Origin of the sequence: Nocardia sp. SYP-A9097 (genome assembly GCF_009649815.1) — a bacterium.
GTDB lineage: Bacteria > Actinomycetota > Actinomycetes > Mycobacteriales > Mycobacteriaceae > Nocardia.
The window spans coordinates 41,590-57,013 of record NZ_WJIC01000024.1 but is presented as its reverse complement, the minus strand read 5'-3'; the positions used below and the strand labels follow the sequence as shown (position 1 = coordinate 57,013).

The 15,424-nt window shown below is 66.7% G+C and carries 15 protein-coding genes and 1 other RNA gene; 7 read left to right on the top strand and 9 right to left on the bottom strand.

What is annotated here, in order from left to right; genetic code table 11:
* Window positions 1–132: 132 nt before the first annotated feature.
* From panB to GFY24_RS32250, 4 genes are all read left to right on the top strand, one after another.
* Complete coding sequence (panB, locus tag GFY24_RS32265) at window positions 133–984, top strand: 3-methyl-2-oxobutanoate hydroxymethyltransferase (RefSeq protein ID WP_153808946.1); 852 nt, start codon at window positions 133–135, stop codon at window positions 982–984.
* A 395-nt stretch (window positions 985–1,379) separates the two neighbouring features.
* A complete protein-coding gene (locus tag GFY24_RS32260) occupies window positions 1,380–1,709 on the top strand; it encodes a hypothetical protein (RefSeq protein ID WP_153808895.1) in 330 nt (109 codons plus the stop codon).
* Window positions 1,709–2,665 carry a prolyl aminopeptidase gene (gene pip, locus GFY24_RS32255; protein ID WP_153808894.1) on the top strand — a complete coding sequence of 319 codons (957 nt, stop codon included), beginning with the start codon at window positions 1,709–1,711 and terminating at the stop codon, window positions 2,663–2,665. Before GFY24_RS32260 ends, pip begins: the two co-directional genes overlap by 1 nt.
* Complete coding sequence (locus tag GFY24_RS32250; RefSeq protein WP_153808893.1) at window positions 2,666–3,556, top strand: CHAD domain-containing protein; 891 nt, start codon at window positions 2,666–2,668, stop codon at window positions 3,554–3,556. It begins immediately after the preceding gene.
* Here GFY24_RS32250 and GFY24_RS32245 read toward each other — a convergent pair.
* The gene (locus GFY24_RS32245) at window positions 3,553–4,182 is read right to left on the bottom strand and encodes a TIGR00645 family protein (protein WP_153808892.1); all 630 of its coding nucleotides are present in this window, start codon (window positions 4,180–4,182) and stop codon (window positions 3,553–3,555) included. The two genes, GFY24_RS32250 and GFY24_RS32245, sit on opposite strands and share 4 nt — an antisense overlap.
* A gap of 132 nt (window positions 4,183–4,314) precedes the next feature.
* Here GFY24_RS32245 and GFY24_RS32240 point away from each other — a divergent pair, with 132 nt between their 5' ends.
* Window positions 4,315–5,346 (top strand): DUF4436 family protein, encoded by a 1,032-nt coding sequence (locus GFY24_RS32240; RefSeq protein WP_153808891.1) that lies wholly within the window; start codon window positions 4,315–4,317, stop codon window positions 5,344–5,346.
* Between the two features lie 41 nt (window positions 5,347–5,387).
* Here the strand turns inward: GFY24_RS32240 and GFY24_RS32235 are convergent, their stop codons facing one another.
* The 4 genes from GFY24_RS32235 to rnpB form a co-directional block, all read right to left on the bottom strand.
* The gene (locus GFY24_RS32235; RefSeq protein ID WP_309231602.1) at window positions 5,388–6,893 is read right to left on the bottom strand and encodes an RNB domain-containing ribonuclease; all 1,506 of its coding nucleotides are present in this window, start codon (window positions 6,891–6,893) and stop codon (window positions 5,388–5,390) included.
* A gap of 15 nt (window positions 6,894–6,908) precedes the next feature.
* A complete protein-coding gene (locus GFY24_RS32230; protein ID WP_228566846.1) occupies window positions 6,909–7,223 on the bottom strand; it encodes a hypothetical protein in 315 nt (104 codons plus the stop codon).
* A 414-nt stretch (window positions 7,224–7,637) separates the two neighbouring features.
* Window positions 7,638–8,372, bottom strand: a complete 735-nt coding sequence (locus GFY24_RS32225) for a slipin family protein (RefSeq protein WP_375336132.1) — start codon at window positions 8,370–8,372, stop codon at window positions 7,638–7,640.
* A gap of 146 nt (window positions 8,373–8,518) precedes the next feature.
* Window positions 8,519–8,944, bottom strand: an RNA gene (rnpB, locus tag GFY24_RS32220) — RNase P RNA component class A.
* 30 nt (window positions 8,945–8,974) lie between these two features.
* On the opposite strand from rnpB, the gene GFY24_RS32215 reads away from it, so the two are divergent.
* Window positions 8,975–9,862 carry an alpha/beta hydrolase gene (locus GFY24_RS32215; protein WP_153808888.1) on the top strand — a complete coding sequence of 296 codons (888 nt, stop codon included), beginning with the start codon at window positions 8,975–8,977 and terminating at the stop codon, window positions 9,860–9,862.
* Between the two features lie 149 nt (window positions 9,863–10,011).
* On the opposite strand, the gene GFY24_RS32210 is transcribed toward GFY24_RS32215, so the two are convergent.
* Both GFY24_RS32210 and GFY24_RS32205 read right to left on the bottom strand, forming a co-directional pair.
* On the bottom strand, window positions 10,012–11,349 hold the full coding sequence (locus tag GFY24_RS32210) for a bifunctional RNase H/acid phosphatase (RefSeq protein WP_153808887.1): 1,338 nt from the start codon (window positions 11,347–11,349) through the stop codon (window positions 10,012–10,014).
* Window positions 11,350–11,669: 320 nt separating this feature from the next.
* Window positions 11,670–12,407, bottom strand: coding sequence for a zinc ribbon domain-containing protein (locus GFY24_RS32205; RefSeq protein ID WP_153808886.1), 738 nt, complete (start codon window positions 12,405–12,407; stop codon window positions 11,670–11,672).
* Window positions 12,408–12,572: 165 nt separating this feature from the next.
* Between GFY24_RS32205 and GFY24_RS32200 the strand changes: the two genes are divergently transcribed.
* Window positions 12,573–13,016 carry an OsmC family protein gene (locus tag GFY24_RS32200; RefSeq protein WP_153808885.1) on the top strand — a complete coding sequence of 148 codons (444 nt, stop codon included), beginning with the start codon at window positions 12,573–12,575 and terminating at the stop codon, window positions 13,014–13,016.
* Window positions 13,017–13,088: 72 nt separating this feature from the next.
* Here GFY24_RS32200 and GFY24_RS32195 read toward each other — a convergent pair whose 3' ends face one another.
* Together GFY24_RS32195 and cobC are read right to left on the bottom strand one after the other, a co-directional pair.
* Window positions 13,089–14,216, bottom strand: coding sequence for a Nif3-like dinuclear metal center hexameric protein (locus GFY24_RS32195; protein ID WP_153808884.1), 1,128 nt, complete (start codon window positions 14,214–14,216; stop codon window positions 13,089–13,091).
* Between the two features lie 31 nt (window positions 14,217–14,247).
* Window positions 14,248–15,288, bottom strand: coding sequence for an Rv2231c family pyridoxal phosphate-dependent protein CobC (gene cobC / locus GFY24_RS32190; RefSeq protein ID WP_255458782.1), 1,041 nt, complete (start codon window positions 15,286–15,288; stop codon window positions 14,248–14,250).
* Window positions 15,289–15,424 lie beyond the last annotated feature (136 nt).

The following is a 15,424-nucleotide window of genomic DNA, read 5'->3' as shown; positions in this document are numbered from 1 at the left end:
TCGGAGCGGCGGCCATCCGCGGGTGTGAGGAATTCCATCGAGGCGGGGACGGGCCGTAATGGCAGACTGTGAGACGTCAGCTAAACCCGGGGACCCGTTCATGGGCCTCGAGGATCGACGAAAGGGACGATGATGTCCGTATCCGATGCGGAGACCCCTGCCTACGGTGCAGCACCCGCCAAGACCACCAAGCGCAAGACCCGCGTACAGCATCTGCAGCAGATGAAGAGTGAGGGTGAGCGCTGGTCCATGCTCACCGCGTACGACTTCTCCACCGCCCGGCTGTTCGAAGAGGCCGGTATCCCGGTACTTCTGGTCGGCGATTCCGCCGCCAATGTGGTGTACGGGTACGACACCACGGTCGCCATCTCGGTCGACGAATTGATTCCGCTGGTGCGCGGCGTGGTGCGCGGCGCACCGCACGCGCTGGTCGTGGCGGATCTGCCGTTCGGCAGCTACGAGTCCTCCCCGGAGCAGGCGCTCGCCACGGCCGTCCGGTTCATGAAGGAGGGCGGCGCGCACGCGGTGAAACTGGAGGGCGGCGAGCGGATGGCCGACACCATCGCCAAGATCACCGCGGCCGGTATTCCGGTCATGGCGCATATCGGCTTCACGCCGCAGAGCGTCAACACCCTCGGCGGTTTCCGGGTGCAGGGGCGCGGTGACGGCGCCGAGCAGCTCATCGCCGATGCCATCGCGGTCCAGGAGGCCGGGGCGTTCTCGGTCGTCATGGAGATGGTTCCGGCCGAGCTCGCCGGTCAGGTCACCCGCAAGCTGACCATCCCGACGGTCGGTATCGGCGCGGGGTCCGAATGCGACGCACAGGTGCTCGTCTGGCAGGACATGGTCGGCTACACCAGCGGCAAGACCGCCAAGTTCGTCAAGCAGTTCGCCGATGTGGGCGGCCAATTGCGTACCGCCGCAGCCACTTACGCGGATGAGGTGCGTCGCGGCGTATTCCCCGGCCCGGAGCACAGCTACTGAGAAGCGGTAAGTTCGGCGCAGGCCCGGGCGGCGATCAAGATGTGATCGCCGCCCGGTCTCTTCTCACCGAACGTGACAACTGATCTCGCAAGGTCGGGGTAACTCCCGGGGTACCCCCGAAATCGGGTCGGTCCGAAACGTCACTACGCGTTGCCAGCGGTGAGCGGCTCCCAGGCCGTGCGCCCAAATCCCGGGGAGGCGGAACCGTGGCAGAGTGGGTGACAACGAGCTGGAACGACCAAAGGGAATTCATGTCGCATCGCCGTTGGATCAGTAGTCGCCGAGTTCGGCGGGTGTCGCTGTTTACAGGTACGGCCGCTGTCCTTGTACTCACCGCCGCTTGCGGGGGTGGCACCACGTCGGGGTCGTCGCAGCCGCAGGGGTCCGCCTCGCCGTTGACGACCACCGGGAAGCCGTCGCCCTCCGGCAGCAGCAGTCCGACCACGGGCTCGCCGCTCAATATCTCCGATGAGGCGGGTAAGCAGTTGTGCGACATGCTGCGTCCGCAGATGTCGGATTGGCGCGTGCAGGGGCCGACGCTCGGGAGGATCTCGTTGAACGCGAGCGTGCATGAGTGGGCGCTGCGCAATGGCGGGATCAACCTGCAGGTGCTGGGCGATAAGGATGTGATCGATCGGGTCACCACCAAGAACTGCCCGGACGTACGCGACCAGGCCATTTCGGCTTTGGAGATTCCGAATCTGGCTTCGGGGCTGGCAGGCTGATGCGGACGCTGTACCCACCGATCGAGCCGCACGAGCAGGGGATGCTCGATGTCGGCGACGGTCAGCTGATGTATTGGGAGGTCAGCGGCAATCCGGACGGTAAGCCGGTGGTGTTCCTGCACGGCGGGCCGGGCGGCGGGACCGCGCCCTTCCATCGGCAGTTCTTCGATCCGGCCGCGTATCGGATCGTGCTGCTGGATCAGCGTGGATGTGGGCGGTCGACGCCGCATATCGCGGACGGTGCGAGCCTGGCGACCAATACCACCTGGCATCTGGTGGCCGATATCGAGGCGCTGCGAACGCATTTGGGCGTTGCGCGGTGGCAGGTGTTCGGCGGGTCCTGGGGGTCGACGCTGGCGCTGGCGTATGCGCAGACCCATCCGGAGCGGGTGACCGAACTGGTGTTGCGCGGGATATTCCTGTTGCGGCGCAAGGAAATCGATTGGTACTACAATGGCGCTGCGGGGTTCGTGTACCCCGATGAGTGGGAGAAGTTCCTGGCGCCGGTGCCCGAGAGCGAACGCGGGCAGGATCTGATCGAGGTCTATCACCGGTTGCTGCACTCCCCCGACAGCAAGATCGCCACCGACGCGGCCGTCGCGTGGTCCACCTGGGAGGGCGCTACGAGTTCCCTGCTGCCGCAACCGGATCGGGTCGTCGAGACCGCCGATCCGCGGTTCGCGGTGGCCTTCGCCAGTATCGAGAACCATTACTTCCGTCATCGTGGCTTCCTCGATGACGGTCAGCTGCTGCGCGATATCGACCGCATCGCGCATATCCCCGGCGTCATCGTGCAGGGCAGGCATGACATCGTCTGCCCGGCCGTGAGCGCGTGGGATCTGCATAAGGCCTGGGCGAATTCGGAGCTGCACATGGTTCCGGACGCGGGGCATGCCGCCGCCGAACCCGGCATCACCCATCATCTGGTCGAGGCCACGGACAGATACAGGACGTAAATGAAAAGCACAGCCGGTCCCGCCCTGGTCGACGCCCTCACCGCCGACGTGGACCGGCTGCGTGCCGCCGAACCCGAAGTGCGCCAGGATCTTCCGGATTCGGTACACAAGATGCGGGTGGCGACGCGGCGATTGCGCAGTCTGCTGCGCTCGTATCGGCGGACCCTCGCACGCAAACCGGTGGGCGAGCTCAGTGATGAATTGCGCTGGCTGGCAGGGCTACTCGGGGTGGCGCGGGATGCCGAGGTGCGTGGCGAGCGGTTCGCGGGGCTGCTCGGGGAGAACGGCGCGTTGTTCGACGACAAGGCCGCTCCGGGTGAGAAGTCAACGCCCCGAAATGATTTCGGGGCGCGACTGGTCGCCGAGGAGCGGGCGCGCTACGAGGCGGCGCTCGCGGAGGCGGTGGCGGCCTTCGATACCCGGCGCTACCGGACGCTGCTGGGCCGGCTGCGCCGCACTCTCGCCGATCCGCCGCTGCGTTCGGCGCAGGCCGACAAACCCGCCGATAAAGTATTCGCCGATGTGCTGCGGCACGATTTCCGCGATCTCCGGCGCCTGGTGCGCGCCGAACCGCAGGGCAGCGAGGCCGAGCGCATCGAGCATCTGCACGAAATCCGCAAGGCCGCCAAGCGATTGCGGTATTCGGCCGAGGCCGCTACAGACATGCTCGGCGAACCCGCCGCGTTGCTCGCGCGGCGCGCCAAACAGCTGCAGACCGTGCTCGGCGATCACCGTGACGCCATCGAGGCGCTGGAAACGCTGCGCGCACATGCCGCCGCGGCCGAGGAGCCCGCATTCCAGCGCCTCTGCGATGCCGAGGAAGCGGCGGCCGCCAAGGCACTCGAGGAGTACCCGGCCGCCATCGAATTCCTCCGGCACCACGCGCTCTAGACGCCGACCCACCGTTCGGCTTGGCTGTGTGCTGACGAACTCTCTTGGTGGGCAGCGTGATTCGCCTGCTTGTGCGCGGCGTGCGGCATGATCCGGTCGATCCAGGCCAGCATGACCGCCGAGACGACGAAGCTCAGGTGAATGATGACCGGCCACATATAGCGGGCATTGTGCTCGCCCGGATTCGGATCCGAGCTGATCTTGATGAAGGTGGTGAGCAGGTGGATCGAGGAGATACCGACAATCGACATGGCCAGCTTGACCTTGAGCACATTGGCATTGACCTGCGCCAGCCACTCCGGCTGATCCGGATGATTGTCGATGCGCAGCTTGGACACGAAAGTCTCGTAGCCGCCGACGATCACCATGATGAGCAGGTTGGAGATCATCACGACATCGATCAGGCCCAGCACCGAGAGCATGATGGTGGTCTCCTCGCTGCCGTGGTCGAAGAGACCACGCACCAGCTCCACCAGCTCGCGCAGAAACTGCCACACATACGCGGCCTGCGCCACGATCAGACCGAGATAGAGCGGGAATTGGAGCCACCGGCTCAGGAAGATGAAGTAGCCGAGGTTACGCGCCTGGGGTTGGGTAGGCAGTATCGACTGGGATGGAAAGGCCATGGGGCCCAATACAGCACGGTGGTTGTCACGGATCGATAATTCCGGCGTCATGGCTGGCAGACCCGCCGCGAGGGTGCGTGGGAATGATGTTCGGGTGACCTGAAAATTATTGCGCGCGACTAATTTCGGGGCGTGCAACACGGAATGAAGAAACGCCGCGGCGGGGCCTTCTGGGTCGTCACGACGGTCGCGCTGACCATTGTGGGCCTGGTGCTCGCACTCTCGACCTATGAGGTCGGCCGAACCCGTTCGGAGGCTTCGCATCCGTTCGGAAAGACCACCGTCAAGGATCGCGTCGAACTGAATGTGTGGGTCGGCAAGATCGACACCACCACCCAGACCGCGACCCTCGAAGTGATGGCGCATCCGCTCGGCGCGCTGGCGGACAAGTACGGGTTCTTCAAATCCGATGCCACCATCTTCACTTCGGCGCTCAAGGCCGATCCGATCAAAATCAAAGCGGGCCAGCCTATTTCAGCCGCCGAGGTGAAGGTCGTGGTCGAGGGGACGATCACCGACTATCCGTTCGACAGCTATGACAGCGTGCTGGCGTTCGACGTGTTCAGCGGTGAGACCGAACTGCCGGTGTCGGCGAGCATTTCCAGCGGGGACACCTTCTTCGAGGTCACCGAGTCGCCGGTGGACGGGGTGGTGAACGGCATCGACGTGGACCTGTACGCCGAGCGCTCCCTCCCGTCGATGGTGTTCGCCATGTTCATCATGCTGCTCATGCTCGGCCTCGCGGTGGCCGCCGCGACCGCGTGCCACTACGTGCTCGCGGGCAAACGCGGCCTGATGTTCCCGGCCGTATCCATGATGGGCGCACTGCTTTTCGCGCTCGTGCCGCTGCGCAATGCGGTGCCGGGCACGCCCCCGATCGGCTCGCTGATCGACTTCACCTCGTTCTTCATCGCCGAGGGCATTATCTCGGTGGCACTGGTCGGAACCGTGGTCATCGGCTACCGCGTCGAATCCGCCAAGGAGCGCGCCGAATCGGCGGAGAAGCAGGACGGGCAACCGCCGAAACCACCACAGCCGCAGCCGGTCTCACACACACAGTTCCAGCCGCAATCGCAGTATCAGCCGGTGCCGCGGTATCAACAGCAGTATCCGGGTCAGCAGCCCCCGCCACTCGGGCAACACCGGCCGCTCCTGCCGCAGTAAACCAGAGGTGACGCATCATCGACGCGGGCCGCGCCGAATGATCAACCCTCCGGTGGCGGTTCCGGTGGGTAGGCGAAAGTCACTGTGCGGGTGGCGGGGTCGGCGATGGTGAGGCGGACTCGGACCTGTTTGCCTTCGGGGGGTTCGCCGGTGCATTTGGCCAGGACGGGTGGGTCGGCTACGAAGATTTCGGCGGGGCGGGTGCCATTGTGTTCGCGGAGTACGACGGCGTCGAAGTCGGTGCCCGCGCGCGCGGCCAGGAGGGTGGATTCGGTGAGGTCTATGCAGGCGCGTTCGAGTTTGCCCGCCACCGCGTCGCTGCGGCGCATGGATTCCGCCGCTGCGGCCAGTCCGTCGCGAACCCAGTCCGGGACACCGGTTCCCGCGCAGCGGCACAGGCAGATCTCGGTGCTGTAGCGGTCCGAGAGACGGCGTAGCGGGGCGGTCACGTGGGCGTAGGGCGCTCCGATTCCGCTGTGCTGCACCGTGTCCGGGGGTTGACCGTTCAGCAGCGTGTAGGAGGCGCCACGCAGCAGGCCGGTGGCCTCGGACATGAGGACAAGGGCCGCAGGCGAATTGGGGTCCAGTCCGGCCAGCATGCGGCCGACGGCCGCACCTTCGGGCCAGGGCACGCCGACCGCCGCGGCCGTGCGGCGCAGGGAATCCACGGTCGCCGGGGCGGGTGGCGGCATGGTGCGCAGCAGGCCCAGGTGATCGGATCCCCCGGCCTCCAACATGATTCGTGCCGCGCATATTCCGGTGAGCAGCGATACCTGCTCGTTCCAGTCGTCGGCCGCTGTGCGCGGTTCGATCACCAACTGCCAGTGGTCCGTACCTGTCGCGGAATCGTTCCGCGCGCCAGTTGTTCCGAATGGCTGGGCGTCATCGGGTCCGTCGACGCGCACCACGCTCTGTGATGGCAGGCGGAGGTTGATCGCGCCGCGGTTCAGGCCCGCCTCTATACGCAGGCGGCCGAAGTCCGGGAGGGCGACGATGGAGGGGTGCAGGCGGCCGGCGTCGGCGTCGGCCTGCACGGTGGCGTAGTCGAGCCGGGCACGGGAGCGCACCAGGGCGCGCGTCACCGAATACTGTTGCGGCTCGGCGTTTTCATCGCAGTCGATGGTCCAGAGCGCGGCCGGGCGGTTCTGATCGGGCAGCAGCGAGGCACGGCCCTCGGACAGCACGTTCGGGTGCAGGGGCACGGTGCCGTCGGGCAGATAGAAGGTCTGGCCGCGGGCCAGGGAGACGCGGGCGAGGGGTCCGTCGGGTGCGACGAACGCGGCCACATCGGCTATCGCGTAGTAGAGCCGGAATCCGCCGGCGGGAGTGCGTTCGAGCGCGAGCGCCTGGTCCAGATCCATGGCGCCGGGTGGGTCGATGGTGACGAGTTCGATCTCGGTGCGATCGACCCGGGCACCCGCGAACGCGTCGAGCGCGTCGCGGGACTCCGAGACGGCCTCGGACGGGTAGTCCGAGGCCAATCCGAATTCGGTTCGGACGGCGCCGAAATCGACCGGCGCCGACAGAATCCGCTGATGCAGTTCCACTGAGGGGCGCTGACCCTACTGCAGAGCCAGCATGGTGCCGTTCAACTGATCGAACGGGCCGTACACGGTGAAGACCACGCGACCGCCGGGGAACTGCGACGACATCGCCGCAGCCGAATCCAGCGACTCACCGAAGGACGCGGCCGACGGATGCGGCAGGCCCGCGATCGCCTGCCCGATATGAGAATTCGCCACCCAGGCGGTGTCCGCCGCGGTGAGATCCACCTGCACTCCGCCCGGAAGCGGAGTCACCGCAAACGCGGAGGCCGAGCCGGCACCCAGCACAACCGAAACGGAGGCGGCAGCGGCGAGAAGGGCACCTGCTGCCAATTTGCGAGCAATTCGCATAAAGACGAGACCTGCTTTCCGACGTTCGATGTTGAGACCCTTTGCCCGTTGCAGGCCGCAACGGAACTTTCCAACGCGCACACTTTATGACGTCGATCACGTTCGATGCCACTTCCGGGCCAATCACCCGTTCGACACGCCGAGCCGCGCCGATACGCACCTTGCGACGCGCCGTCATTGTCGTCCAACTCGGCGGTTTTCGCACAGGTCTGCCCCGGCGGTGTATCTCACGCCGCTTCGAGGTTCGGTCGGGGCCGGGCCGGATTTGCCCGGCCGGCCGCTATCTGCCGCGCAGTCCGCCCGGCAGCGTCGCCGAGATCAACTTGAACAGGTAGGCGATTGTGAAGAGCACGATTACGGCCAGCGGCTGGATCAGCATCGAGGTGGACATTGTCCTCATCCTTCTTCTTCATTCTTCTCGTTGCGGGTGGTCCCGCTCTCGAGGAAGCGCAGCAACTCGACGGGGAATGGGAGTACCAGGGTCGAGTTCTTCTCGGCCGCAACCTGAACCACCGTTTCCAGAAGTCGCAGTTGTAGTGCGGCGGGTGCGGCGGACATGCGGGTGGCGGCCTCGGTGAGCATCGAGGAGGCCTGCAATTCGCCTTCGGCGGAGATGATGCGGGCGCGGCGCTCACGCTCGGCCTCGGCCTGGCGGGACATGGAGCGCTTCATCGAATCCGGTAGCGCCACGTCCTTGATCTCCACGCGATCGATATGCACGCCCCAGCCCACGGCCGGATTGTCGATCATGAGCTCCAGGCCCTTGTTCAACTCTTCGCGATTGGAGAGCAGATCGTCGAGTTCGCTCTTGCCGATGATCGAGCGGAGTGAGGTCTGCGCGACCTGGGCGACGGCGAACAGATAATCCTGCACCTCGATAATGGCGCGCATCGGATCGATGACCCGGAAGTAGACGACGGCATCCACCCGAACCGTCACATTGTCGCGGGTGATGCCCTCCTGCGCGGGGACCGGCATGGTGATCACCTGCATGGTGACCTTGCGCATCTTGTCCACGCCCGGAAGTAGCAGGCGCAGACCCGGTTCCCGCACCGCGCGGACCCGGCCGAGCCGGAAGACCACGCCTTTCTCGTATTGGGTGACCACCCGGACCCCGGTGGCGAGGACCATCCCGGTGATGACACCCAGAATTGCGATCGTAGCGACCAGCACATATAGAACGGCCATTGTTCGCACCGCGAATTTCCCACTGTGCCACGGGTATCCGGCCGCGGCCCACCTTCCATCATGGCACTGGGCGAACACCCCCGAAAGGGCGGACGAGTCGGTATATAAGCCGGATCCTGTCCCCGGTGCGAACACCGGGTGGCGACCATCCATCTGGACACACCGTTGCCGGGTGCCTCGAGCAGTCAACCCGCAGGCTCGGGCGAGCAGCCCTCAGGCACCTGCGCAGTCGCACTCTCGCGAGTGTGACCTTCGACCTTGCTCCGGGCGGGGTTTACCTAGCCGCACCGGTCACCCGGCACGCTGGTGCGCTCTTACCGCACCGTTTCACCCTTACCGGCAGGTGAACTCTTGCGAGCCCACCACCGGCGGTTTCTTTTCTGTGGCACTGTCCCGCGGGTCACCCCGGGTTGCCGTTAGCAACCGCCCTGCTCTGTGGAGTCCGGACTTTCCTCGACGCTGGGCAGCGGCATTCGCATGCCCGTTCCCAGCGCCGCGGCCGCCCAACCGACTCGTCCGCGGCCACCAGGGTACGGTAATGGGCCATGGAGCGTGTCGAGGTGGGGTTCCCTTCCGGTGGTGAACAGTGTGCGGGATGGCTGTATCTGCCGGATGGGCCGATGCGGCCGCGCCCCCTGCTGGTGATGGGGCACGGGCTCGGGGCCGATCGGGAAATGGGATTGGATCGGTATGCGCGGCGATTCGCCGCGGCGGGAATCGCGGTGCTGGCCTTCGATTATCGGAGTTTCGGAGCGAGCGGGGGTGAGCCGCGACATGTCATACATATCGCGCGGCAGCGCGAGGACTGGCATGCGGCCATCGCCTACGCGCGCACCGTTCGAGGTATCGACGCGACGCGAATCGCGTTGTGGGGCAGCTCCTTCGGTGGTGGACATGTGCTCTCGGTGGCTCCGGACGATCACTACATCGCGGCGGTGGTCGCGCAGTGTCCGTTCACCAGCGGGTGGTCCTCGGCCATGGTGAAGGGGCCGATCAATCTGGTGAAAACCGGGACGCTCGCCCTGACGGACATGATCGTCGGGCCGGTGATCCGGCGGCCGATCTCGGCGCGATTGGCGGGTAAGAAGCACTCCGCCGCGCTGATGAGTGCGGCGGATGTGCCGGACGGATTCGGCAGGCTCGCTGAGGAATCCACCCAGTACCGGCCGAAAGTGCCTGCCCGCATCGGCATGTCGACACTGTTCGACTCACCTGCGCGGCGCGCCAAGGACATCAAGGCGCCGGTATTCTACGCCATCTGCGAGAAGGACACCGTCGCACCCGCCGGGCCGACCCTGCGCGCGGCCGAGCGAACCAAGCACGCCGTGGTGAAACAGTACCCGATCGGGCACTTCGACATCTACTTCGACGACTGGTTCGAGAAGGCCGTCTACGACCAGATCGAGTTCCTCACCGCGACACTGCGACCGTAAAAGCGCACGTCGAGATTTCCGTCATTCCGGCATGCTCCCCGCCCGTCATCCCGGCATGTTTTTGGCCGGGATCCACAGCTACACGGTGGATTCCGGCCAAGAGCACGCCGGAATGACGAGGGAAGTTCCAGACCAGAATGACGGGGAAGTCACAGGTAGGACGTGTCGTTGGCCAGGCGGACCGATGAGCCGCCATCCGGGTAGAACTCGGCGATGGACAGCGACGCCAGGTCCAGGTGCAGGCGGTACAGCAGCGACGGGCCCACGCCGAGCGCGAGCTGCAGCAGCATCTTGATCGGCGTGACATGGCTCACCACAAGCACATTCGCGCCCGGATACAGTGCGACCAGATCGCGGCGCACGCCCTCGATGCGCTCGCGTACCTGATCGAAGCTCTCCCCACCGGGCGGCGCGACCGACGGATCGCCCAGCCAGCGAGCATGCAACTCGGGGTCCTGTTCGGCGGCCTCGCGGAAGCTGAGCCCTTCCCACGCACCGAAATCCGTCTCGATCAAGCCGTCGAGCACCCGCACCGGCAACCCGAGCGCCGCACCCGCGGCCTCGGCGGTCTCCCGCGCCCGCCCCAGCGGCGAGGACACGATCGCCGCGATATTCCCTTTGGTGGCAAGCATTTTCGCCGCACTCGCGGCTTGACCCCGCCCCACCTCGGTCAGCGCCGGATTCCCCCGCCCCGAATACCTGCGCTCCACAGACAATTCCGTCTGCCCATGCCGCAGCAACAGCATCCGAGTGGGTCGCCCCACCGCGCCGGTCCACCCGGGCGCGGGCGATGCGGAAGGACCTGAATTCGCCTGCGCGGCTGCGCCGGAACTCGCCGAACCCGAGAACACGGCCGTGGCGGAGCCTGCGGAATCCGGCTGCACGGCGGTGGCAGACCCCGCGGAATCTGGCTGCACGGCTGCGGCGGATGTGGCCGAATTCTGTAGAGCGGGTCCGGCGGATATCGCGGACTCCCGCTGCGCGGAGGTGGCCGAGTCGGACTGGGCTGGAACCGAATCCGCGACGCGGGCGGGTGCCACCGGCTCGGCCTGTGCGAGCGCGGTACGTACCTCATCGACGATGTGGGCGTCATCCATGGCCTCGTTGGCGAGCTGATCCGCGTGCGAATTCTCCTTGCGCGGAATCCACGCGAAGCTCACCCGATCGAATCCGGCCACCAGCCGCCGGGCGCGATCCGCCAGCGGAATCATGGACTCGTGCTTGACCTTCCAGCGCCCGGACATCTGCTCGACCACGAGCTTGGAGTCCATCCGAACGGAGACTTCGCGCGCACCCAGTTCGGCAGCGGCCTCCAACCCGGCGATCAAACCCCGGTACTCGGCGACATTGTTGGTGGCGACGCCGAGGAACTCCTTGCGCTCGGCGAGCACATGCTCGCGATCGGCGTCCCACACCACAGCGCCGTACCCGGAAGGCCCCGGATTCCCCCGCGACCCACCGTCGGCCTCGACAACAACCTTGTCCATCACCGCAACTCACCTTCCATAGGTGCCTGGCGGCAACTCAGGAAGCGAGGTGCCACCGCCTTATGCCTTGCGCCGCTCGATCGGCCGCGGGCTCATACGCCACATCCTGCCAGGCCACCGCGGTCAGCCGGGCGACGCCACCCGCGCAACGCACCGGCACCCGTTGCCGGGATGCCGAGTTCGACTGTCGGCCCGTCGAATCGAGAACCTTCGCCGTCCGGTGCGGTCGAGGACTCGCCGGTCGCCTCCCTCGCACGCGGTTGCCCACGCGCATCGCGTGAATCGGACGCGATGCGCGGGATCGGCGATGGTGGGGCGATTCAGAGTCCGGAGTGCTTGGTGCGCACCATGATCGAGTTGCATTCGGGGCAGCGCAGGACCACATCGGGGGCGGTCTTGGCGATGCGGGAGATTTCGCCGCGGTCGAGTTCGATGCGGCAGGCGCCGCAGCGGCGGGCCTGCAGCAGGGCCGCGCCTACGCCGTAGGAGCTGCGCTGTTTGTCGTAGGCGGCGAGCAGGTCGGCGGGGAAACCGGCGGCCAGGACCTTGCGGTCGGATTCGCAGCGCTGCTGGGCGACATTCAGGTCGGCGACGGCGTCGTCGCGGCGGCGTTCGGCGTCGACGAGGTCCTGTTCGGCCTGGTCGAGGTTGGCGCCGGCGTGCGAGTGATCGGCGGCGGCGGCCTCGCGGCGCTCCAGCACATCGATCTCGTCGTCCTCCAGGACCTTGCGGCGGCGCTCCAGGCTGGTCAGCTCGTGCTGCAGTTCGGAGAGCTGCTTGGCGCCGACCGAACCGGAGGTCAGCATGGTGCGGTCGCGGTCCTCACGCTTGCGGACGGCGTCGATCTCGCCCTCCAGCTTGCGGATATCGCGGTCGAGGTCGTCGATGAGGATCTCGACCTTCACCGCCGCGTCCTTGCGCGCCGTCCGCTCGGCCTCCAGCCGCTGCACCTCCTGCTCCTCGGGCAGCACCTTGCGGCGGTGCTCGATCCGGGTCAGTTCGGCGTCGACGGCGGCAAGGTCGAGCAGCTTGGACTGGATCGAAGGTTCGGCATTCAACGCGGAAGGTCTCCTGGACGCTATGGACGGTTCAAGACTCCCACCGTACCCGTCCGGAGCACCCCGATTACCCAACCCCACCGCAACCTGGACATTTGCTCGCGAGACTGGCTCTCGCCGGAAAATAGCCGGACGCGCGACCGGGCGATATGCGAGGGTCGGCGGATGGGAGAACACCGCTATGAGGTCGAGGTCACGTGGTCCGGTGCGACCACCGGATACCGCGACTACACCCGCGACCACGAACTGCACGCCGACGGCCGGCCACCCATCGCCGCCACCTCCGACCCCAAATTCCGGGGTGACAAGACGCGCTGGAATCCGGAGCAACTGCTGGTCGCCTCGCTATCGGACTGCCACATGCTCTGGTACCTGCACCTGTGCGCCGAAGCGGGCATCGTGGTGACGAACTACCACGACACCGCCGAGGGAATCATGGACGACGTGCGATTCCAGCAGGTCACCCTGCGGCCCCGAGTCACCATTCGCCAGCCGGAAATGACCGAGCGGGCCGCCGCCCTACATACCGAGGCCCACAAGAAATGCTTCATCGCCAATTCGGTAAATTTCCCGGTGGCACACGAGCCGACGATCATCGTGGCGGACTGAACCCGACCACCCGATGGACTCGCCGCGAGCAACCCCGAGCAGCCCCGTCATCTCCGGGGGCAAATCACTCCGTCAGCAGTCGGCCGCGCCGACCGTCCATGGGTCGGTGCGGATTGCGGAGACGCGTGTCTCGAGGGTGGGGTGGGCGGTGCGGAGGACGGCCTCCGCCTGTGCGCACCAAGGGAATTCGGTGGCCCAGTGGGCGGCGTCGATGAGGGCGGGGCCGCCGGCGCGCAGGTGTTCGTCGGCTGGGTGGTGGCGTAGGTCGGAAGTGACGTACGCGTCCACGCCGAGTCGGGCGACGGTGTTCAGGAAGGAGTCGCCCGCGCCGCCGCAGACCGCGACCGTGCGGATCAGGCGGTTCGGATCACCGGCGGCGCGGACGCCCCAGGTGGTCGCGGGCAAGCCCTTGGTGACGCGAGCGGTGAACTCGCGCAAGGTTTCCGGGGCCGCGAGCTCGCCGATCCGGCCGATGCCGAGGGTCGAGGGGAGCTTGGCGCGTTCGGTGACGTGGTAGGCGGGCTCTTCGTAGGGGTGGGCGGCGCGCAGGGCCGCGAGCACCTCCGCACGGCGGGACGGCGGGGCGACGACCTCGATGCGATCCTCGTCCTGGCGGTGCAGTTCACCGATCTCGCCGACTGCGGGATTCGCGCCTTCGACCGGGCGGAATTGGCTCGTGCCCGCCGACCGCCAGGCGCTGTCGCGATAGTTTCCGATCCCGCCCGCGCCCGCCGCGAACAGCGCGTTCAACACCTGCTCGGTGTGCGTGCTCGGGACGATCACCTCCCATTCGTCCAGGGCGGTAACGGGTTTCGGTTCAAGCGGTCCGATGACCGTCAATCCGATGGCGTGCGCGAGCGCGTCCGAAACACCCGGATCGGCGGAGTCCGCATTGGTGTGGGCGGTGAACAGCGCACACCCGGAGCGGATGAGCCGGTGCAGCAGAGCGCCTTTCGGCGTATCGGCCGCCACGGTGTCGACGCCGCGCAGCAGCAGCGGGTGGTGCACCACCAAAGCCTGTGCGCCCCAGTCGATTGCCTCGTCGACGACGGTCGCGGTGGCATCCACCGCGAACAGTACCCGCGAGACCTGCTCCGCCGGATCCCCGGCGACCAGCCCGACCGAGTCCCACGACTCGGCCAGCCCCGGTGGATATGCCGCATCGAGCGCCGCGATCACCTCGGCCAGTCGCACCGCCATCACCGAACCTCCTCCGACACAGTCATTTTCATTACAGTCCGACCTCGGCGATGGCATCCACCAGCCGATCCACCTCCGCTGCCGGGCGTACCGCCAATCGCAGGAATCCGGATTCCAGCCCCGGGAAAGTATCCCCGCGCCGCACCGCGATCCCCTGGTCCGCGAGTTTCTTCCGCAATAGTTCCGCATCCGGAACCCGAATCAGCAGAAACGGCCCGCGCGCAGGCTCATGCACTTCGATTCCGAGCCCCCGCAGCCGCGGAATCATCGCTTCCCGATGCGCCGCAATACTTTCCGCCATCCGCTGCGACTCCGCGACCGCCTCGGCCGAGCAGGTAGCCGCGATAGCCTCCAACTGCAATGTCCCCAAAGCCCAATGCGCCCGCCCATGATTCAACCGCGCCAGCAACTCCGGATCCCCGAGAAAATACCCGCACCGCAATCCGGCCAGCGCCCAGGTCTTGGTCAAACTCCGCAACACCAGCACATCCGAAAGCCCCACCCCGGCAAGCGATTCCGTCTCCCCCACCACCGCATCCGCGAATGCCTCGTCAACAACGACAACCCGTCCGGGCCGCCGCAACGCAAGCAAACTCTCCCGCGCGTGCAACACCGAAGTCGGATTGGTCGGATTCCCCACCACCACCAAATCCGCCCCCTCGGGCACCCCGCCAGCCACCGCCTGCATCGCGCCGTGCGACGCCCCAGCCCCAACACCCGACGTATTCGGCTGCACCACAACAGAATTCAGTGTGTACGGCGTCTCCAACACCACCCGCGCCACCGGCACCCCCGCCTCGCGCAGCGCGAGTTCGGGCTCGGTGAAGGACGGGTGAATCACCGCGGCCAACTTCGACCCCAACCGAGGCAGCATGGCGAATCCCTCGGCGGCTCCCGCCAGCAGCAGCACCTCGTCGGCCCGTCGCCCGTGCCGAGCCGCCACCGCTTCCCGGACGGCCAGCTCCTCCCCCGCATCCGGATACCGCCCCAGCTCCCCCAACCGCTCGGCCAACCGCTCCCGCAGCCAGTCCGGCGGCCCACTCCCCTGCACATTCACCGCGAAGTCGAGCATCCCCACCCGAGTCTCCACATCCCCGTGATGCCGCAACTTCGCATAGTCGACGACGCCAGCGGCATGGGCTGGGTCGCCGGTGTCCTGGAAAGGGGCCTCAGGGTCGGCGGGAGCGGGGTTCGGGGTGGTGTGCTTC

Coding starts and splice junctions, on each gene's coding strand:
- panB (WP_153808946.1), top strand. CDS start 133: ATGTCCGTATCCGATGCGGAGACCCCTGCCTACGGTGCAGCACCCGCC.
- pip (WP_153808894.1), top strand. CDS start 1,709: ATGCGGACGCTGTACCCACCGATCGAGCCGCACGAGCAGGGGATGCTC.
- GFY24_RS32250 (WP_153808893.1), top strand. CDS start 2,666: ATGAAAAGCACAGCCGGTCCCGCCCTGGTCGACGCCCTCACCGCCGAC.
- GFY24_RS32245 (WP_153808892.1), bottom strand. CDS start 4,182: ATGGCCTTTCCATCCCAGTCGATACTGCCTACCCAACCCCAGGCGCGT.
- GFY24_RS32225 (WP_375336132.1), bottom strand. CDS start 8,372: ATGGTCCTCGCCACCGGGGTCCGGGTGGTCACCCAATACGAGAAAGGC.
- GFY24_RS32215 (WP_153808888.1), top strand. CDS start 8,975: ATGGAGCGTGTCGAGGTGGGGTTCCCTTCCGGTGGTGAACAGTGTGCG.
- GFY24_RS32210 (WP_153808887.1), bottom strand. CDS start 11,349: ATGGACAAGGTTGTTGTCGAGGCCGACGGTGGGTCGCGGGGGAATCCG.
- GFY24_RS32200 (WP_153808885.1), top strand. CDS start 12,573: ATGGGAGAACACCGCTATGAGGTCGAGGTCACGTGGTCCGGTGCGACC.
- GFY24_RS32195 (WP_153808884.1), bottom strand. CDS start 14,216: ATGGCGGTGCGACTGGCCGAGGTGATCGCGGCGCTCGATGCGGCATAT.
- cobC (WP_255458782.1), bottom strand. CDS start 15,288: ATGCTCGACTTCGCGGTGAATGTGCAGGGGAGTGGGCCGCCGGACTGG.